The following is a 19,603-nucleotide window of genomic DNA, read 5'->3' as shown; positions in this document are numbered from 1 at the left end:
TAAGTCCTTCGATAGTGCGTTTATCTATGTAAGTGTTCTGTGTGAGCATCGCTCGAAGGCTATTGGTATTAAAAAAAGGATTGAAACCGCGATATTGATCGTAAGGTTCAATCCTTTTTTAGTTTCTGCGAAAGGGGGGACAGGCACCTCCGTCCCCAAAAAAATTAAGGCATCTCATATATTCCTTTTAGGATTCCCAGTTCCTTCATGAGTCCCAACTCATCGACATAATGTCCGGTCTGTAAATGAGAATAGAACAGATTGGAAAATACATCGGCTATCTGGATAAACTTGTTGCAGGATGAATCAAAGTAACTCACTGAGAAATCTCCGGCGACCTGTCCGGAGAGAGAGAGCTCTGTGTTTAGATAATTCTCTAGGAATGATTTGTTCTCTACCCGCTCATTCCTTTCGTCGAGCTGAAGAAAACAGCTTTCGTCCGGGAGGTATCCGCTTTGGATAAAGTATAGCAGTGCGGATTTGATGGAGTAGTTAAACGTTCTGGATATGTTGTCAAAGAAACGGCTTGGCAGGTTCTCATTCTTCATCATGATATAGTACACGTCAAAGTGATGTTTCCTAGAAAAGTAATCCACAAATATGTGCTTCATATCCCTGTCAAACTGCGCACCCTTGAGTTCACGGAATTTGCCGTCACGGAACATCCTGCCACCGTGTTTGACTATCTTTCCAGTCATATCGTCAACCTTATCACTGTCCAGATCAAGAAGCATCTCGTAATTTGAAGAGATAAATCTCTTATATGCTCTTTCAAGGGCAATGGGATCAAGAACATGTATCATAGACACAACAAAATACAGGTCGCTTGTATGATACCTGTTGATTGATCCTGATTCGTCTATGTATATATTCATGACCGCCACTGTCCCTTCTTATCTTATGTAATGTTGAAAAAATAGAAATATACCAGATATAAAAACTATATCCACATGCGGATCAGTCCACTGATACAAGCTCGATCTTAAAGTTCAGCTCTTTGCCAGCCATCTCATGATTGGCGTCAAATGTGATAGATTCATCATCTTTTTCGATAACTTTCACAAGAAACTGCTGTCCCATGGAATTGGCAAGGTATACCTGATTGCCGACCTCAAGATTCTCAGCGCCAGGCATATCTGCAAGAGGAGCCTTGATGATGGCTTCTGGATCAGGCATTCCGTATGCATCTTCTGGGCGGAGATGAACATCGATTATGTCGCCGACATTCATACCCTCAACAGCCTGGTCAAATCCAGGTATCATCTGACCTGCGCCGCATACGAACTCGATTGGCTCGCCTCTGTCATATGATGAATCAAACTTGGTTCCGTCGTTAAATGTTCCTGTGTAATGAACCTTACAGGTTCTTCCTGTGTTACTCATAAATATTTGTCCTCCAATTGTGGTAGTAGAGCAGACGCATAAGCCCCTGCATGTATCATAAACGACAGCCTATGATATGTAATAATTAATTGTAACATGAAATGATAGGAATGGGTATAGGCAAAATACTTTCCGTCTAAGGTGTGCCAACCTCGATCAGGTTTCCGTCCGGATCATAGAATCTGATAACGCGCTGTCCCCATGAGTGAGTCATCAATCTGTTTACATAATGTATATCATAAGGACTCTTGTCCAGTTTCAGAGCAAATGCCTCGATGTCGGGTTCTTCAAAATAGAGTTCACATGCATTATTGTGAGATATTACAGGAGCATCAATAAAATCGGTCCAGATGGAGTAGTCCTGAAGCACCAGACCACCAGTTAATATCACATTTCCTTCGTTGTCCAATATTACATCCAGCCCAAAGATATCTTTGTAGAATTTCTTTGATCGTTCAATATCTTTAACCACGATCAGTACATTTTTTAAAATCATAATAGTTCACTCCCTTTTTTGTAGTAAGATGTTTATAATAGGAATTGTGCATCTGATAGGAATAAAATATCAGATCGTATGTGAGTTGATGGAAACATATGAAAATTATACACTATTATTTATTTAAATTCAGCAAAAACAGAAACTGTGACATGTGTGGTAGTTAGAAATAGGCTGGATTAGTTTGAGATAGGCAGATTATTACACAGAGAAATAGAAAAATACAACCGGAGGGAAAAAATATGTTGAAATTGGGATGTCATGTAGGCATGTCAGGCAAGGATATGATGCTTGGCTCCGTTAGGGATGCTGTATCATTTGGGGCAAATACATTTATGCTATACACTGGAGCACCGCAGAATACGAGGCGCAAGGATATATCGGAGCTGAAGATACAGGAAGCTCATGAACTCATGGCGCAGCACGGCATAGAGGAGTTCGTGGTCCATGCACCATACATAATCAATCTTGCAAATACCGTAAATCCTGCAACATATGAGATAGCAGTTGAATTTCTTGCAAAGGAATTAGAGAGAGCTACGGCTATGGGATCACATACGATAGTCCTTCATCCTGGATCACATGTTGGAGAGGGCGTGGACAAGGGAATAGCGAGCATAGTAAAGGGACTGAATGAAGTCTTGACCGCAGACACTACATGCCATATAGCGCTTGAGACCATGGCGGGCAAGGGGAGCGAGATCGGAAGAAGCTTCGAGGAGCTGGCACGCATATATGATGGCGTTAACTACAATGACAAGCTCAGAGTATGCTTTGACACCTGCCACACCAGCGATGCGGGGTACGACATAATACACGACTTTGACGGTGTCATGGAGAAGTTTGACAGACTCATCGGCAAAGCTCAGATAGCGGCATTCCACATGAACGACAGCAAGAACGAGCCGGGAGCTGCAAAGGACAGACATGAGAACTTTGGATTTGGCAAGATCGGCTTCGAGCCACTTATGTACATCATGAACCACACGGACTTCATGGAAGTGCCAAAGATCCTGGAATCCCCATACATCAAAGACCCGGAAAACAGCAAGAAAAGCTACGAGCCGTTCAAACGGGAGATAGCAATGATCCGAAATGGGAAATTCGATCCGAAGATGAGGGAGAAAGTGGTGGAAGATAACAGATAAAAAGGAGTTCTACTTAGTAGAACTCCCTGAATGTTTTCTTTCGGCATCTCTGCCTATCCGGGTTTTGGTAAACAAACAACCCTTATAAAGCTCAGCCATGCACTGTTTCCCGGAACATCACACGCATCATCACTCTACAGCCTGCTACGACTATTAAGTTTACGTCAGTCTGATAGGCAACTCCTGTCACCTGCATAACAGCGCTTTCGCACCGTTTCTACTATTCATTATAAGCTGAGCCGCAAGAAAGGCAATAAACCTGTGGTTTATCATTGCATATCTAATGTTCAGTCAAAACACAGGTGATCAGCCATTCATCTGCTTCAAAAACTATAATAAAAGAGATGTATGTTGTGTATGGGCTATCGGTAGTGAAGCCATAGCAGTCAAACGTGATAGCACATACACAACATACATCTCTTTTTTCATGAACTGAATACAGATGAAGGACTGATTACCGTCCGTCCCTTACTTCTCCGGATGCTCCGTCAGCCAATGCTCAATAACCTGTGCGTCAGAGTGGCACTGTACAAATGTGCCATTGATCCTCTGGGTGCTCTCGATACCCTTTCCTGTTGTGATGACAAGCTCGCCAGGCTGAGCCTCATCGAGTGCTCGCGTCAGAGCCTCCTCTCTGTCGACAATTATATAGCATGGCTTTGTGATGTACTGCTTGATCTCCTTGCAGATATCCTCACAGGACTCAAAACCAGGATCCTCCATGGTGAGAACGACCTTGTCGGCATACTGCTCAGCAAGTCTGCCCATGTCTTCACGGCGTTTCTTGTAACGCTCGCCGCCGCAGCCAAATACGACGGTGATTGACTTTGGCTTCATGGTTTTTTTAACCATCTCATACAGTCTGTACATGCTTATATAGTTGTGGGCGTAGTCAATCATAAATGTACGATCCTTCCAGTGATATACCTGAAGTCGTCCTGGAACGTATATGTCTCTGATACTGCTTCTGATCTGTTCGTTTGGAATGCCGATGAGCAGAGACGAGATGATAGCCGCAACGATGTTCTCCACATTATAGTCACCTATCAGGTTGGTGTTGTACGCTCTGTTCTCTCCTCCGTATATAAGCTCAAAGTAGCTGTTATGGTCTGTGAGGTCTTCATTGTGGATGCTGGCGAATTCAGTATCCTTTTCAAAGAAATCGTCATCCCTTGACATGAGCTTTTCTACAGATTCCTTGCTTCCATATACAACAACGTGCTTGTCCCTTACTTCATTATATATAGTTTCAAAATATCTTGTGTCACTGTACAGCACAACGTTGTCGCACTGCTTAAGGAAGGATACCTTGCATCCAAGATAGTCCTCCATGGAGGCGTGCTCTGTCGGGCTGATGTGATCGTAGTCGATATTGGTAAATACTCCGACTTTGTAGTGCTCTCCGTAGATACGGTTCATCTTCATGGCCTGGGATGATACCTCCATGATACAGTGAGTGCATCCTTCATTTACCGCCATGTCGAAGTATGTCTGAAGTTCGATAGGCTCTGGAGTGGTGAGTGTGGTTTCAAATACCTTTGTTCCTACGTCTATCTCATGTGTTGAGAATGCAGCACATCTGTTATCAGTGTACTTGTCCAGTATATCCTTCATGACAAATGTGACAGTGGTCTTACCCTTTGTTCCGGTGATACCGACTTTGGTAAGGTTGTCGCCAGGATTGCCGAAGAACCATCTTGCAGCTAGAGCCATGGCCTTTCTTATATCACTGACTATTATATATGGAATGTCTACTCCGTCATACTTCTGCTGTGACAGGTATACGATAGCACCCTGTGAGATGGCGGATTTCAGATATTCTTCTTTAAAAGAAGCACCCTTGCACACAAAGAATGTGCCCGGAACAACATCCTTGGAATTGATGGTTATATGTGTAGGTGAGATATCCTTGCAATCTTCTGAGTAATCTGTCACCAGCTTCTGCTGATCTAAGATATCCAATAAAGTTGTTAATTGTAAATTTTCTTTCATGGTTTTTCCCCTTGGAATTATTTCTTTAATAATTTCTTTTCAAAAATTCTTTTTTAAAATCTCTTTTTTAAAATGCTTTTTAATAATATTTTAAAATGTCAATTTTTGATATTATGCTTTCAATAAGTCGTTATGTCAAATGTTTTATTAAGCATATAAGATGAATCGGCTAGAATCGCGTGGTAGTCAGAGGTTCTTTTTCTTTCATATTTATCCCCATTTTTATTTTCATCTACACACTGATCCTGAAATTTAATGACAGCTCATATTATAACATGTATTGACAAAATATCACCATAAATTTGTGTTGCAAAATTACAGTTATATGTGGATAAAATGCAATAATTTTTGATAACTTTGTGATGCTTGTTGATAACTTGTATCATGTGTGTGGACTTGTGTTGACAAAGGCTTGCCGTTAAATTAAATTGTAAATGCAATTTGCGACATGATTTATGGGATCGATATGACAAAAATTTGCAAATTTTTTCTAAATATATTTTAAATATATTTAATTCGGAAATGTGCACAGGATTAAAAAAATGAATATGTATAAAATAAAAGATATTACATATTATAAAGAGGTGATTGAATGGCTGAATTTGTAACATTATTTATACCATTTGCCGGAACGACCCTTGGAGCGGCTATGGTATTTCTTATGAAAGAAAAAATATCTCCGATGGTGGAGAAAGCACTGCTGGGATTTGCAGCGGGAGTCATGATTGCGGCCTCCATATGGTCGCTGCTCATGCCGTCCATAGATATGGCGGAGGCACAGGGAAAGATTGCATGGGTGCCTGCGCTTATCGGATTTGCCCTTGGAATAGTGTTTCTGCTGGTTCTTGATACTTTGATACCGCATCTGCATTTGGAGAGTGATAAGCCGGAGGGAGTTAAAGCAAAATTGCAGAAGACCACGATGATGATATTTGCGGTCACACTCCATAATATCCCTGAGGGAATGGCGGTGGGGGTTGTGTATGCAGGAGCAGCCATGGGCGATGTGGGAGTTTCGATCACTGGAGCATTTGCGCTCTCGATAGGAATCGCCATACAGAACTTTCCTGAGGGAGCGATCGTGTCCATGCCACTTGTGGGTGAAGGCATGAGCAAAAAGAAGGCATTTCTGTATGGAACACTGTCAGGTGCGGTAGAGCCGCTTGGAGGATTCCTCACGGCACTTCTGGCGGTGCAGATTACGCCGTTTCTTCCGTACTTTCTTGCATTTGCGGCGGGAGCCATGCTCTATGTTGTCATCGAGGAGCTCATACCCGAATCTCAGGCGGGGGATCACAGCAACATAGGAACCATCGGAGCTGCGGTTGGCTTTGCACTGATGATGGTGCTGGACGTAGCCCTTGGCTAACTAAAAAATCTCCACATTGGCAAAGGGGACAGGTACCTCCGTCCCCCCGGCTATTACGTTAAATGATAAAATATCCACAATTACAAATGTTGATTTTATAGGCTGGTTAGATTAAACTAACAGCGTAAATCATGTGAGCTTATGTACCCTCTGCAGTCTGCTGAATCGGAGGGACGGCAGGGGGCGATACAAGGAAAGAGGAGGTGCCATGTGCCCTGTGGGCACATATCGGAATGCACCGACGAACTGCCGCCGACCGAAAGGGAGGGGGCGATACAAGGAAAGGAGAAATATAAAAATGATGAATTATCTTGAGATCGAAAAGGTAATAGGAAGAGAGATCCTTGATTCAAGAGGAAATCCAACAGTTGAGGCAGAGGTATATCTGGCAGATGGAACAGTAGGCCGCGGGGCTGCACCTAGTGGAGCTTCCACAGGTGAGTTTGAGGCGCTTGAGCTTCGTGACGGAGACAAATCAAGATACCTTGGCAAGGGTGTCCAGAAGGCAGTAGAGAATATAAATACAACAATCAATGACGTACTTACAGGAATGGATGCGTCTGACATATATGCAGTAGATGCAGCGATGATCAAGGCAGATGGAACAAAGGACAAGTCAAAACTCGGAGCAAATGCTATTCTTGCAGTTTCAATCGCAGCGGCAAGAGCAGCTTCAATCTCACTTGACATTCCTCTTTACAGATTCCTCGGCGGAATCTCAGGAAACAAGCTTCCGGTTCCGATGATGAACATCGTAAATGGGGGATGCCATGCTCTGTCATCAGGACTTGACGTTCAGGAGTTCATGATCATGCCGGTTGGCGCTCCTTCATTTAAGGAGTGTCTGAGATGGTGTGCAGAGGTATTCCATGCACTTGCAGGTATCCTCAAGGAGAGAGGCCTTGCCACATCAGTAGGTGATGAGGGTGGATTTGCTCCGGCACTCAAGTCTGACGAGGAAGCTATCGAGACAATCCTCGAGGCTGTAAAGAAGGCTGGATATGAGCCGGGCAAGGACTTTAAGATCGCTATGGACGCTGCTTCATCAGAGTGGAAGAGCGAGAAGGGCAAGGGCTGGTACAAGCTTCCAAAGGCTGGAACAGAGTACACAGCAGAGCAGCTCATCGAGCACTGGGCAAAGCTTGTTGAGAAGTACCCTATCATCTCAATCGAGGACGGTCTCGATGAGGAGGATTGGGAAGGCTGGCAGAAGCTCACAGCAAGACTTGGAGACAAGGTTCAGCTTGTTGGTGATGATCTGTTTGTTACAAATACAGAGAGACTTGCAAAGGGTATCGAGATGGGATGTGCAAATTGTATCCTTATCAAGCTCAACCAGATCGGTTCAGTATCAGAGACACTTGAGGCTATCAAGATGGCTCATAAGGCTGGATACACAGCAATATCATCACACAGATCAGGTGAGACAGCAGATACAACTATCGCAGATCTCGCAGTAGCACTCAATACATGCCAGATCAAGACAGGCGCTCCTTCTAGATCAGAGAGAGTTGCAAAGTACAACCAGCTCCTTAGAATCGAAGAACAGCTTGGCGACTGCGCAGTATATCCTGGAATCAAGGCTTTCAACATAAAGCAGTAGGATAATATAAGTAAAATGAATGTTATACAGAATATGTTGCAAGGAAGTAGCACATTTTGCATATAACATATATGGTATTAGCCATACAAAGGCATCTCCACTGACGGAATGAATAAAATATCGGTGGAGGTGCTTTTTTTGCGTGCAACGTGCCAAAGACGGTGTTTGCACGTGACTTTGCCGCTTGCAGGGATAATTTGTAAACTTCGGAAATCTACATGGCATATTACAGCTGATCAATTAGTTATCAATTATATAAAAATGCCTAAAAAATTTCATAATATATGTGCTTATTTTGACATTAAAAATGTGGAATCACTTGACAGATAGTGTTAAACTATACATAGGCTTATCGGGAGGTAGGAATCATGGCTTCAAAAAGAGATTATTATGAAGTTCTCGGCGTCAAGAAGACAGCCACAGACGCTGAGATAAAAAGAGCATATAGAACCCTGGCGAAGAAATACCACCCGGACACGAATCCTGGCGATGCGTCAGCTGCAGAGAAGTTTAAAGAGGCTTCTGAGGCCTACGCGGTACTGTCTGATGCTGAGAAGAGGAAGATGTATGATCAATTTGGAATGGCTGCTTTTGATGGCTCAGGTGGAGCTGCAGGAGGAGATCCATTTGGTGGCGGAGGATTCCACTTTGAAGGTGGAGACTTCGGAGATATGTTTGGCGATATATTTGGCTCGTTCTTTGGCGGAGGAGGAGGTCGCTCACAGAGAGGCGGTTTCGGCGGCTTTAGCGGTAACTTCAATGCCAGAGGCAGAGATATGGAGGCAAGTGTCACGATAGACTTTGACGAGGCTGTCTATGGATGTGATAAGACATTGTCATTCAACGATGGACGCGGTGGAAGTTCACAGTTTAAAGTGCACATACCGGCAGGTATAGACAATGGCGGTGTGATAAGGCTTGCCGGCAAGGGTTATCCCGGAACAGGCAAAGGACAGCCAGGCGATCTGCTCCTACAGGTAAATATCCGGGACAAGGCCGGGTATGAGAGAAAAGGATTGGATATCTACACCACAGCCCTTGTACCGTTTGATGTGGCTGTTCTCGGAGGAGAACTACTCGTCCACACGATGTTTGGAGATGTAAAGTGTAAGATAGCTCCGGGAACACAGTCGGGCAGCAAGATAAGGCTTCGTGGCAAAGGTGTTCAGGCGAGAGGCGGTAATACCCATGGAGACCATTATGTGACAGTCAGAATTGCAGTTCCAAGGAATATTTCACCGGAGGCTAAGGAAGCACTTAAGAAGTTCACAGAACTAGTGAATAAAGGCTGATAGAGATATTGCCGGAATCTGGTACTGATTTAATGAATTTTGGTGATATGGGATAATATATGTTTTAAGAAATCAGGGCAGTGAGCTCACTTTAAAAGTTCACTGCCTTGATTTTTTATATAGCACAAAATCACATATGAAGGTTACTTAAATCAATTGATTTTTGGAGGGAAAGATGTTATTAGATAAAGATATACGCGAGCCTTTATTTGAATTTCTGGAGGAGAGGTACGGAAAGGTGCGGATCCTTGAGGAAAAGACTGTGGGCAGTTCCCGTGCGGATGTGGTAATGGTCATCCCGGACAAGATAGTTGGAATCGAGATAAAGAGTGACGCGGATACATACACACGGCTTGAGAGACAGGTTGCGGATTATGATCTGTATTTTGATCAGAATATCGTTGTGGTGGGAAGCACACACGCAAGTCATGTGGCTGAGCATGTGCCGGACTACTGGGGAATCATATCTGTTGAAGAATATGATACGGGCAGCAAGTCAGATACAGGCAGCAAGCCAGATGCAGGCGAAAATGCAGATGTGAATATGGGTGGCAAAGCAATTGGTGGAGGCACAACTGATCCATCTGATAAAGTGATGCATAAGATAGACTTCTATGTAGTGCGAGAGATGCAGACCAATCCAAAAGCGGATATTCTGCGCACCATCCGAATACTTTGGAGACCGGAGCTTGCGCATATTCAGGAGACCTACAGTTTGCCGATGTATAAGGGCAAGAGCAAGGACTTCGTGAGAACCCTCATAGTGGACAGACTTCCGGCGGAGATCGTGCATCATGAGATAAGTGAGATCCTGTTCGAGAGGGACTATGCGGCCATGATCAAGCAGATACAGGAATTCCGCAAAGCCCAGGCGGCAAAGCGCGGCAAGACGGTTCGGAAGAAGAAAAAGAGATACAGAAGGAAGAAGAGAGATGCATAGAGGTGACAGCATGATAAAGAAGTATACATACGGAAAGCCATTTCAGACAGAATCAGTAGTGGTAGATATCGCAGCAGAAAAAGGACAGCCAGATCACGGCAATATAGACTTAACAGCCGGATTTTCGTACACATTTGGTCTTGGGGACAGTGATATAGTGTATGGCCTTGGCGAGGCGAACAGAGGAATCAACAAGAGAGGCTACAAGTACATAAGCAACAATGCAGACAATCCGCATCATCACGAGGATGTATACTCACTGTATGCATCACACAACTTTATTATAGTTTCAGGAGCGCAGACATTTGGCCTGTATTTTGACTATCCATCCACGATCACATTTGACGTGGGATATACGAAGTGCGATGAGCTGCACATTTTCTGTGACAGCGCAGATCTGGATATCTATGTGATAACAGGTGACAGCCCATATGATATCACAAAGCAGTTCAGGAAGATGATCGGAAGGAGTTATATCCCGCCAAAGTTTGCATTTGGATTTGGACAGAGTCGCTGGGGATACAAGACACCGGAGGACTTTGAGACGGTGGCGAGAAAATACAGAGAGAACCACATCCCGATCGATATGGTCTACATGGATATAGATTACATGGACAGCTATAAGGATTTCACCATAAATGACGACTTTGGCGATTTTTCGGAGTATGTGGAGAATCTGAAAAAGGATAATATACGCCTGATCCCGATCATCGATGCCGGAGTAAAGATAGAGAAAGGCTACGATGTGTATGAGGAGGGCGTGGCAAATAACTACTTCTGTAAGAGAGCAGATGGAAGTGATTTCGTTGCGGCGGTATGGCCGGGATATACGCATTTCCCTGATGTGCTGAACCCTGAGGCGAGACGCTGGTTCGGTGCAAAATATAAGATCCTCACGGATGCAGGTATAGAGGGATTCTGGAATGACATGAATGAGCCGGCGATCTTCTTCACCCCGGAGGGCGTGAGCGAGCTGAAGAAAGCTATGAAGAAGTTCATTGAGAAGGACGAGACTGTGGACGATGTCTGGGGCATCTCGGGTATGGCGGCAGGTGTTGGCAACAATCCGAAGGATTACGCATCTATGTATCACAATGTGGATGGTGAGATGGTGCGTCACGACAAGGTTCATAACCTCTTTGGATATAACATGACAAGGGCAGCAGGCGAGGCCCTTCGGGAGATCTCACCGGATGAGAGACGACTTTTGTTTTCACGCTCCTCATATATCGGAATGCACCGTTATGGCGGAGTCTGGATGGGCGATAACAAATCGTGGTGGTCACACATCCTGCTCAACATCAAGATGCTTCCGTCCATGAATATGTGCGGTTTCCTGTATACGGGCGCGGATCTCGGTGGATTTGGATGCGACACATCCAGAGACCTTCTTCTCAGATGGCTCGCACTCGGCGTGTTCACACCGCTCATGCGTGACCATTCTTGTGAGGGCACAAGAAATCAGGAGTGCTATCAGTTTGAGCATATAGAGGATTTCAGGAATGTGATCGGTGTCCGTTACCGGTTGCTTCCATATATATACAGCGAGTACATGAAGGCTGCCTTGACGGACGACATGATGTTCAAGCCGCTGGCATTTGAATATCCGGATGATAGGATCGCGGCTCATGTTGAGGATCAGCTCATGCTTGGAAATGAGATCATGATCGCACCGGTTTACACGCAGAATGCCATCGGAAGATATGTGTATCTGCCAGAGAATATGATGCTTGTAAGGTTTACGGCAGATGGCTCAGTGGAGCAGACGGAGATGCCTGCGGGACATCACTTTGTTGAGGTACCTTTGAATGAAGTTATCCTTTTTGTAAGAAGTGGCAAATGTATACCAGTCGTGGATGTGGCGGAGTGCGTTGCTGATATTGATAAGGGTACAATGCAGCTTATTGGATATGAGAACAGTAGTTACAAGCTTTATGATGATGACGGTTATACAAGGGAGTATGATCTGGAGAAGAATTGTGCGCTCTTATTTAAATAGGATGCATGGCAAGGGATAAGCTGGCAGAGGCCTGGTTAATATATAATATTACCTGATAGACATCAGAAAATATAATACCAGAGAATATAACATTAGAGAATATACAAGGAAGAGAAGTCATGAAGAACGTAAAATTAATTGCATCCGACATGGATCACACACTGCTTATGGAGAATGGAAAACTCCCGGATGGTTTCTTTGATTACATTGACAGGCTGGATGAGAAGGGGATTCGTTTTGTTGTAGCCAGCGGAAGACCGATGTACACCCTGAGGGACATGTTCGGAGACAAGATGGATAAGATGGTGGTCATCGGTGATAACGGTGCGGCTATTTCCAATTGCGGCAAGATCATATACAAGAGCCTGATGGATGTGGAAGAGTACCAGAGTATGATACGCTTTGTGGAGGACGAGACGGATGGTGTTGCTGTACTATGTGCCCTATCCGGAGCATATGTCCTGAAAAAATACGAGAAGTATGCGAAGTTTTTCAAAGCATTTCTCAGTAATCTTGTGTTTGTTGATGATATGAGAAGCCTTGACGTCGAGTCCAATAAGTTTACGATATTTGCTCCGGATAAGGATGCCGCCGTGAAGTACAAAGAGATCTATACGCCACGTTTTGGAGATAACTTCTCAGTCACTGTGGGCGGAAGAGAATGGATCGACATCATGAATAAAGGTATCAATAAGGGAATGGCCATGAGAAAGATCGGGGAACTTCTTGGTATCGATACCAGCGAGATGATGGCATTCGGAGACAACTTCAACGATGCGGAGATGCTGAAGACGGTATACTACAGCTATATCGTGGCAAATGCGCAGCCTGGCATGGAGAAGTTTGCAAGATTCCGCGCCCCATCCAATGAGGAGCGTGGAGTGCTCCAGGTTATGGAGCAGGTGCTGGCAGCCAACTTGTAGGCGAAGTATAGAAACAGACATAAATAATGGATAGGAATCAAAGGCTCAGTCTCTTATTAACAGGGGCTGGGTCTTTTAATATATTGATAATGTAAGCAGTGACCACTAAATCTTAATATTAAACGTAATAAGATTGTAAGATGTGGATGTTAGAATAAAACCATCAAGTAGATCAGACAAAGAAATGGCAGAAAATGAAAAAGAAATGAAAAGGAAGAGGTATCATGAATATATTATCAACCCACAATCTTACAAAGACATACGGAATAGGAGACAATGTCGTGCATGCGCTTACAGATGTGTCACTTGATATTGAAGAGGGAAAATTTGTATCTATCATAGGTAGTTCGGGAAGCGGAAAGTCAACACTTCTAAATCTCTTAGGAGGTCTCGACAGGCCAACATCAGGAGATGTTATACTGGACGGCAAAGCTATTTTTGAAATGGACGATGAGGCACTTACGATATTCAGAAGACGAAAGATAGGATTTGTCTTCCAGAATTACAATCTGGTGCCGATATTAAATGTGTACGAGAATATAGTGCTTCCGATCGAGCTGGATGGAACGAAGATAGACACTGTGTATGTAGATAAAATTATGGATGTGCTCGGCTTATCGGAAAAGAAATTTTCCATGCCTAACCAGCTGTCAGGAGGCCAGCAGCAGAGGGTTGCGATAGCCAGAGCGCTGGCAGCAAAACCTTCTATCATATTGGCTGATGAGCCGACAGGCAATCTGGACAGCAAGACCAGCATGGATGTCATTGCACTGTTAAAGCTGACTGGTAAAGAGTTTGCACAGACAATAGTGATGATTACTCATAATGAAGAGATCGCAACCATGGCAGACCAGATGATACGGATCGAAGATGGCAGGATCTTCTCAGCAGGAGTACCAGATGGGGCAAATGGGGGTGAGAAGGATGCTTAGAAACAATAACCAGGCGGCGGTGAGTAGGATATATCATCGAATGTTGAAGCAGAATAAAGTGCGAAATGTAATTGTTATTCTGGCGATCGTTCTCACAACATTTATGTTCACAGCTGTATTTACATTGGGATTTTCCATAGCTAAAAATCTTAACCAGATGCAGCTCAGACTTCAGGGAACAAGATCTTCTATATATATGGAGCATCCATCTGAAGGTCAGATAAATGATATAAAGTCCTGTCCGTCACTTTTTGCGGCGGGAATACAGATTGATGCACAGACGGTAAGCACGGAATCAGGCAAGTACAGTTATCTGCTTCAGTATGATGATGACACGGAATTTAATGAGAATCTGAAACCTGCTATAACCGATATAAATGGCAGTTATCCGAAGGAAGAGAATGAGATAATGCTCACAAAGCAGATGCTTGACAATATGGGTATCACGTCGCCAAAGGTAGGTCAGAATGTTACTTTGGTGATGGATGGTGAGAGGAAAAATTTTGTGCTCTCAGGCTGGTACACAGGATTTGCCAAGAGCAGCGTATGCCTGGTGTCAAAGAAATATGTGGATTCCCAGGGAATAGATATGCAGAAGGATGGACGTGTCAGTATCTCCGCAAAGGAGGGCAAGGGTGATAAACTCCAAGATGAACTTGAGAAAAATGTTACTTTGAGGCAGGATCAGAAGTTTGAAGTGAAATATGATGTTCAGTCTGAAAATGGTTCAAACCGTGTTTTTATAGCTATAAGTATAGGCATTATAGCTCTTATGATACTCCTTAGTGGATATCTTCTTATATATAATGTAATGTATATATCTGTCACAAAGGATATAAGATTCTATGGAATGCTGAAGACCATCGGAGCCACGATGTCCCAGATACAGAAGATAGTGAAAAAACAGGCACTATATCTGGCTTGTATAGGAATTCCGATAGGTGTACTCCTTGGAACGGCGGTGTCATTTGGAGTTGTTCCTCTTGCTATGAACATGCTGTCGGTAGACAGGGAAGCTGCACTTTCATCGGCGGTCAGTTTCAATCCGGGAATATATGTATTTTCCGTGGTATTTGCATTTGCAACTGTATTTATAAGTGCAAGGAAACCGGCAAAATATGCCGGGAAGATATCTGCAATCGATGCTATGAAATATGCTGGAAATATATCGGGAACAAGATATAAGTCCACCAGTGGAGGAAGGCCCTGGAAGATGGCATGGAGGAATGTGTTTCGTGAAAAAAAGAGAAGTATACTTGTGTTCGCATCAATATTCATGGGTTCAGTTACATTTCTGTGTGTGAATACATTTATATCATGCATGGATGCGGACAGTTATATAGAGCACTATATTCACAATGATTATGTGCTATATGGCGACGGAGAATCAGATAACTCTAAGCCTCAGGCGACCATGGCAGATATCGCGGATCAGATGCAAAACATTCCGGGTATGGGTACTGTAGAGGTGGACAGAAGCGCAAATGTAAGACTGCCATTTGATGCTGAACTTTATGCACCGTTTATTGAGACCGAGGATGACCCGGAATCTCTTGCGACATTTTATGAGACAACGACCAACAGTGAGGCACAGTATGGGGCACCGCTGATATCGGTCAATTCAGATATGATAAAGCTCTACAACAAAACTGCCAGACAGAAGATTGATATAGATGCATTCGAAAAAGGAGAGGTATGTCTGATAGGTTATGTAGATTCCATATCAGCGTCGGAGCGGATGACGGATAAGACTCTGACACTTGTAAATGACCAGACGGGCAGGAAGAGACAGATCTCAGTCGGTGCAGCCATGATGAGAACAGAGCAGTCAGCAATCACCGCCGGATATTACTGGGTACTTGGTGGAGCTCCGGAGGCGATATTTGTGAGTGATGCGGTGATGGATGATCTGTTTCCGGATGCGGCGATCTCATGCATCATAGCAGATGCGGAGAAAGGAAAAGGATCAGAAGTGACACCATATGTACAGCGCATCGTAAAGGAAAATCCAGTCATAGCCGGGAGTGATATCAAGTCGGTGGAGGGCTCGGAATTCAAGAAGTCTATGCTGTCGCTTGAGGTGATAGGTGGTGGAATGTCGATCATATTGATACTTATCGGAGTGGTGAATTATATCAATGTCATGATCACCGGTGTATATACGAGAAAACTGGAACTGGCAGTGCTTGAGAGCGTTGGAATGACAAAGAGGCAGATACGTAATATGCTTATGTACGAGGGCATGTTTTATGGTATTATAACAACAGTACTTATTGTGACGCTTGGAAGCCTTATGATGTATGGAGCTGGCCAGCTAAGTGTGAATATAGCTGATTATGCAGTATTTCATTATCCGTATGCACTTGTTGCCGGAGTCGTTGTTGTGCTGTTTGCTATATGCATTGTGGTTCCGGCGATGGTGTTCAGACTTGTGACAAAAGATACGGTGACAAGCCGGCTGAGAGAAGCATCATAGATATTGGACAGACCGGGAGTCATGAAAATGATATGGAATCAGCATGTAATTGATAGGAGAAAGTATGAAACGTATTTTGGTTGTGGAGGATGATGTGATCATATGTGGAGGTGTGAAGCTATTCCTTGAAAAGAGGGGATACGAAGTTGAAACTGCGTACTCATGCAAGGAGGCGGATGGCTGTCTGGAACATGGCTTCGATCTGATATTGCTTGACAGAAACCTTCCCGATGGAAGGGGCCTTGACTATTGCAGAGAACTGAGAAAAAGTACAAAGGTCCCGATCATCTTCCTCACGGCAAGAGATACGGAGGCTGATATGATAGAGGGGTTCCGGGCCGGCTGCGATGACTATATAGCGAAGCCGTTTTCCGTGGAACTTCTGTATCAGCGGATAGAGGCAGTCCTTCGAAGAAGTGAAAATGCACCGGATGGGGTAAAGCGCGAACGTTTTCATTATGGGGATATGAGTGTTGACTTTGAACGGATGCAGGTGTACATATCGGATGAACCGATAAAGCTGTCCGTTACGGAATACAGGATACTGGAACTGCTGATAAAAAATAAGGGGCGCGTTCTCACAAGAGATATGATCATACAGAAGATTTGGGATGACAATGAAAATTATGTGGATGAGAACACGCTGAATGTGCATATCAGAAGACTGCGTCAGAAGATAGAAAAGGATGCCGGCAATCCGGAGTACGTGATCACGGTGTTTGGAATTGGATATACATTCGGCGAGACATAGGCAGAGGTAGATAACAGAGATAATATGGATAAATATATTGAAAACTATGGTAAATATACGAAGAGAGTGAGGATGCTGTATGTATGCTCACTTCTTTTGTTTGTGTTTTTAGCAGTATTTGAGTATGTATGTTCAGAAAAAATATTTGCGGCCATAGGCGCACTGGCGTGTGGTGTAGTTATGTATGTTGTCATAAAGTTGCTGCAGAAGGCAGATGATGACTTTATTTCGGAGGTCGTGGCAGCTATGTCGGATCTTCTGGACAATCTCTCTGAGCTGAAACGGCAGCAGGTATTTCCGGAAAATGATGACTCGCTGGTATCAAGGCTGCAGAGCAAGGTTGACAAGATAATCGATGCACTGAAGCTTCAGAATTCCAGAGAGAGGCTGGAGCATGAGAATATTAAGGGGCTGGTATCGGATCTTTCCCATCAACTGAAGACACCAATATCGAACCTGAGGATGTACACGGATTTTCTGAAAAATCCGGATATAAGTGATGATGAGCGTACTAGGTACTTGCAAGTCCTTGAACTGGCGGTGGAGCGCTTGTCATTTCTCTCGGAGAGTATGATAAAGGTATCCAGACTGGAAAGCGGACTTATCAATCTCGATGTGAAAAGCCAGAGTATAAATGACACTGTGCTGCAGGCAGTGAAAGATGTATATGTGAGTGCGAAAAACGCCGATATAACTATCAGATACGATGAACAGGTGAAATGTGATATACAGCATGACAGAAGATGGACTGCGGAAGCGTGTTTCAATCTTTTGGATAATGCGATAAAATACGGAAAAACTGGAAGTGAGATAGTCCTGTCGGTCAGAAAACTAGGGCTCACGGTTGAAATCAGTGTGACAGATGAGAATGAACCAATAGGAGAGGATGAGCGTACACATATATTTGAGAGGTTTTACCGTGGCAGAAATTCCGGTGACAAGGATGGTGTTGGAATAGGCCTTTATCTGTCAAGGGAGATCATAGAAAAACAGGGCGGAATGTTAAGTGTTATTCCCCAAAAGGGCGGTAACAAGTTCGTGATCGTGCTGCAGAGCCGATGAATGGAATAATGGCATGATTATATATAAAGGAGTACATATGATTTACACATACCCGGATTATTATAAGAAATTCAATTGTATAGCGGACAAATGCCCGGACACATGCTGCGGCAAATGGCAGATAGTGATAGATGATGATTCGTTGGAAAAATATGAGGATTATAATGGTGAGTACAGGGATGAGCTGCGCCGCAAGGTAAATTGGAAAGAAGGCGTTTTCAGACACGGCAGAAGTGGAAAGTGTGCATTTCTGCGGGATGATATGCTATGTGACATGTATATACATATGGGTAAGGAAAGCCTTTGTACCACCTGCAGGGAATATCCGAGACATACGGAGGAATTCGAGAACGTGCGCGAGGTTTCGTTATCACTTTCATGTCCTGAGGTGGCACGTATACTGATGAACATCACGGACAAGGTGACATTTGTGACTGAGGAAGATGACGAGGACGAGGTGTTCGATGATTTTGATTATTTCCTGTACTCCAATCTGGAGGATATCCGGGAGGCGATACTGAATGTCATTCAGGACAGAAGTGTGAACATCCGGAACAGAATAGAGCGGGTGATTCAGATCGGTGCGTCGGCTCAGAGACACTATGACGAGGGCGATCTGGTCATGTGGGATGAGACAGATGAGCAGGATAAGCCACAGATCCACGGAGACCATGAAGAGTATATGTTACTTCAGAAGCAGGCTATGTTTCTCATTGAAGATCTTGAACTTTTGTATGATGACTGGGAGGATGTGCTCATAGAGTCGCAGGAGCTTTTGTTTGGTGGGGGCGAGGAAACATTTACGGAGAATCGGAGACTGTTTGAAGCTTGGTGGAGAAGTAACTGCGAGGTTACAGGATGTCATCTTGGACAGAAATCGGATATTGCTGAGAGTGTTGTGACTGAGGACAATGTGATTGAGGGTGAGCATCGCATGACGATGGACATATTCCTTGAACAGATCATAGTCTACTTCATCTCGATATACCTTCTCGGCGCAGTGTACGACGATAATATATCCGGCAAGGTAAACGCATGCGTCGGACATGCGGTTGAACTCTATATGCTGCTCATGGCTAGATGGCTCAGAAATGGTGAGACTTTGTCGGCGGATGATCTCATAGAGCTCTCTTACAGATATTCCAGGGAGATAGAGCATTCGGACGAGAATCTTGAACAGGTTGAGGTTCTAGATTGGTTTGGTCTGTAAATAAAAAAGCAAGCATCGTTATATCAG

General features: G+C 44.0%; 16 protein-coding genes. 12 read left to right on the top strand and 4 right to left on the bottom strand.

Annotation, left to right across the window (positions count from 1 at the left end):
* Positions 1-164 precede the first annotated feature (164 nt).
* The 3 genes from NQ536_RS10765 to NQ536_RS10755 all read right to left on the bottom strand — a co-directional run bounded on the left by NQ536_RS10765 (position 165) and on the right by NQ536_RS10755 (position 1,879).
* Positions 165-875, bottom strand: coding sequence for a DUF3800 domain-containing protein (locus NQ536_RS10765; protein ID WP_004850002.1), 711 nt, complete (start codon positions 873-875; stop codon positions 165-167).
* 82 nt (positions 876-957) lie between these two features.
* Positions 958-1,383 (bottom strand): FKBP-type peptidyl-prolyl cis-trans isomerase, encoded by a 426-nt coding sequence (locus tag NQ536_RS10760; protein ID WP_004850005.1) that lies wholly within the window; start codon positions 1,381-1,383, stop codon positions 958-960.
* A 136-nt stretch (positions 1,384-1,519) separates the two neighbouring features.
* Entirely contained in the window at positions 1,520-1,879 is a 360-nt protein-coding gene (locus NQ536_RS10755) for a VOC family protein (RefSeq protein WP_004850007.1), read from the bottom strand.
* 245 nt (positions 1,880-2,124) lie between these two features.
* On the opposite strand from NQ536_RS10755, the gene NQ536_RS10750 reads away from it, so the two are divergent.
* The gene (locus tag NQ536_RS10750; RefSeq protein ID WP_044997888.1) at positions 2,125-3,027 is read left to right on the top strand and encodes a deoxyribonuclease IV; all 903 of its coding nucleotides are present in this window, start codon (positions 2,125-2,127) and stop codon (positions 3,025-3,027) included.
* Between the two features lie 468 nt (positions 3,028-3,495).
* Here NQ536_RS10750 and NQ536_RS10745 read toward each other — a convergent pair whose 3' ends face one another.
* Positions 3,496-5,019, bottom strand: a complete 1,524-nt coding sequence (locus tag NQ536_RS10745) for a Mur ligase family protein (protein ID WP_004850010.1) — start codon at positions 5,017-5,019, stop codon at positions 3,496-3,498.
* A 592-nt stretch (positions 5,020-5,611) separates the two neighbouring features.
* Between NQ536_RS10745 and NQ536_RS10740 the strand changes: the two genes are divergently transcribed.
* The 11 genes from NQ536_RS10740 to fliB all read left to right on the top strand — a co-directional run bounded on the left by NQ536_RS10740 (position 5,612) and on the right by fliB (position 19,576).
* Complete coding sequence (locus tag NQ536_RS10740) at positions 5,612-6,388, top strand: ZIP family metal transporter (protein WP_004850014.1); 777 nt, start codon at positions 5,612-5,614, stop codon at positions 6,386-6,388.
* A 301-nt stretch (positions 6,389-6,689) separates the two neighbouring features.
* On the top strand, positions 6,690-7,991 hold the full coding sequence (gene eno, locus NQ536_RS10735; RefSeq protein ID WP_044997889.1) for a phosphopyruvate hydratase: 1,302 nt from the start codon (positions 6,690-6,692) through the stop codon (positions 7,989-7,991).
* 368 nt (positions 7,992-8,359) lie between these two features.
* Positions 8,360-9,283: a DnaJ C-terminal domain-containing protein gene (locus NQ536_RS10730; RefSeq protein WP_004850019.1), complete on the top strand. Its 924-nt coding sequence runs from the start codon at positions 8,360-8,362 to the stop codon at positions 9,281-9,283.
* 175 nt (positions 9,284-9,458) lie between these two features.
* Complete coding sequence (locus NQ536_RS10725; RefSeq protein WP_004850020.1) at positions 9,459-10,223, top strand: sce7726 family protein; 765 nt, start codon at positions 9,459-9,461, stop codon at positions 10,221-10,223.
* A 10-nt stretch (positions 10,224-10,233) separates the two neighbouring features.
* A complete protein-coding gene (locus tag NQ536_RS10720) occupies positions 10,234-12,222 on the top strand; it encodes a glycoside hydrolase family 31 protein (RefSeq protein ID WP_044997890.1) in 1,989 nt (662 codons plus the stop codon).
* A gap of 119 nt (positions 12,223-12,341) precedes the next feature.
* Positions 12,342-13,145 carry an HAD family hydrolase gene (locus NQ536_RS10715; protein WP_004850024.1) on the top strand — a complete coding sequence of 268 codons (804 nt, stop codon included), beginning with the start codon at positions 12,342-12,344 and terminating at the stop codon, positions 13,143-13,145.
* A 224-nt stretch (positions 13,146-13,369) separates the two neighbouring features.
* Positions 13,370-14,077 carry an ABC transporter ATP-binding protein gene (locus tag NQ536_RS10710; protein ID WP_004850026.1) on the top strand — a complete coding sequence of 236 codons (708 nt, stop codon included), beginning with the start codon at positions 13,370-13,372 and terminating at the stop codon, positions 14,075-14,077.
* On the top strand, positions 14,070-16,553 hold the full coding sequence (locus NQ536_RS10705) for an ABC transporter permease (RefSeq protein WP_004850027.1): 2,484 nt from the start codon (positions 14,070-14,072) through the stop codon (positions 16,551-16,553). Before NQ536_RS10710 ends, NQ536_RS10705 begins: the two co-directional genes overlap by 8 nt.
* Before the next feature lie 64 nt (positions 16,554-16,617).
* A complete protein-coding gene (locus NQ536_RS10700) occupies positions 16,618-17,304 on the top strand; it encodes a response regulator transcription factor (protein ID WP_004850028.1) in 687 nt (228 codons plus the stop codon).
* A 24-nt stretch (positions 17,305-17,328) separates the two neighbouring features.
* Positions 17,329-18,366, top strand: a complete 1,038-nt coding sequence (locus NQ536_RS10695) for a sensor histidine kinase (protein ID WP_004850029.1) — start codon at positions 17,329-17,331, stop codon at positions 18,364-18,366.
* A 37-nt stretch (positions 18,367-18,403) separates the two neighbouring features.
* On the top strand, positions 18,404-19,576 hold the full coding sequence (fliB, locus tag NQ536_RS10690) for a flagellin lysine-N-methylase (RefSeq protein WP_044997832.1): 1,173 nt from the start codon (positions 18,404-18,406) through the stop codon (positions 19,574-19,576).
* Positions 19,577-19,603 lie beyond the last annotated feature (27 nt).

It is taken from the genome of Coprococcus eutactus (genome assembly GCF_025149915.1).
Lineage (GTDB): Bacteria > Bacillota > Clostridia > Lachnospirales > Lachnospiraceae > Coprococcus > Coprococcus eutactus.
The sequence above is the reverse complement of the archived record's forward strand: the minus strand, read 5'-3'. Positions and strand labels throughout refer to the sequence as shown.

What these genes read in the sequence shown, in the direction of transcription:
- NQ536_RS10765 (WP_004850002.1), bottom strand. Translation starts at nt 875, where the DNA reads ATGAATATATACATAGACGAATCAGGATCAATCAACAGGTATCATACA.
- NQ536_RS10760 (WP_004850005.1), bottom strand. Translation starts at nt 1,383, where the DNA reads ATGAGTAACACAGGAAGAACCTGTAAGGTTCATTACACAGGAACATTT.
- NQ536_RS10755 (WP_004850007.1), bottom strand. Translation starts at nt 1,879, where the DNA reads ATGATTTTAAAAAATGTACTGATCGTGGTTAAAGATATTGAACGATCA.
- NQ536_RS10745 (WP_004850010.1), bottom strand. Translation starts at nt 5,019, where the DNA reads ATGAAAGAAAATTTACAATTAACAACTTTATTGGATATCTTAGATCAG.
- NQ536_RS10740 (WP_004850014.1), top strand. Translation starts at nt 5,612, where the DNA reads ATGGCTGAATTTGTAACATTATTTATACCATTTGCCGGAACGACCCTT.
- eno (WP_044997889.1), top strand. Translation starts at nt 6,690, where the DNA reads ATGAATTATCTTGAGATCGAAAAGGTAATAGGAAGAGAGATCCTTGAT.
- NQ536_RS10730 (WP_004850019.1), top strand. Translation starts at nt 8,360, where the DNA reads ATGGCTTCAAAAAGAGATTATTATGAAGTTCTCGGCGTCAAGAAGACA.
- NQ536_RS10725 (WP_004850020.1), top strand. Translation starts at nt 9,459, where the DNA reads ATGTTATTAGATAAAGATATACGCGAGCCTTTATTTGAATTTCTGGAG.
- NQ536_RS10720 (WP_044997890.1), top strand. Translation starts at nt 10,234, where the DNA reads ATGATAAAGAAGTATACATACGGAAAGCCATTTCAGACAGAATCAGTA.
- NQ536_RS10715 (WP_004850024.1), top strand. Translation starts at nt 12,342, where the DNA reads ATGAAGAACGTAAAATTAATTGCATCCGACATGGATCACACACTGCTT.
- NQ536_RS10710 (WP_004850026.1), top strand. Translation starts at nt 13,370, where the DNA reads ATGAATATATTATCAACCCACAATCTTACAAAGACATACGGAATAGGA.
- NQ536_RS10705 (WP_004850027.1), top strand. Translation starts at nt 14,070, where the DNA reads ATGCTTAGAAACAATAACCAGGCGGCGGTGAGTAGGATATATCATCGA.
- NQ536_RS10700 (WP_004850028.1), top strand. Translation starts at nt 16,618, where the DNA reads ATGAAACGTATTTTGGTTGTGGAGGATGATGTGATCATATGTGGAGGT.
- NQ536_RS10695 (WP_004850029.1), top strand. Translation starts at nt 17,329, where the DNA reads ATGGATAAATATATTGAAAACTATGGTAAATATACGAAGAGAGTGAGG.
- fliB (WP_044997832.1), top strand. Translation starts at nt 18,404, where the DNA reads ATGATTTACACATACCCGGATTATTATAAGAAATTCAATTGTATAGCG.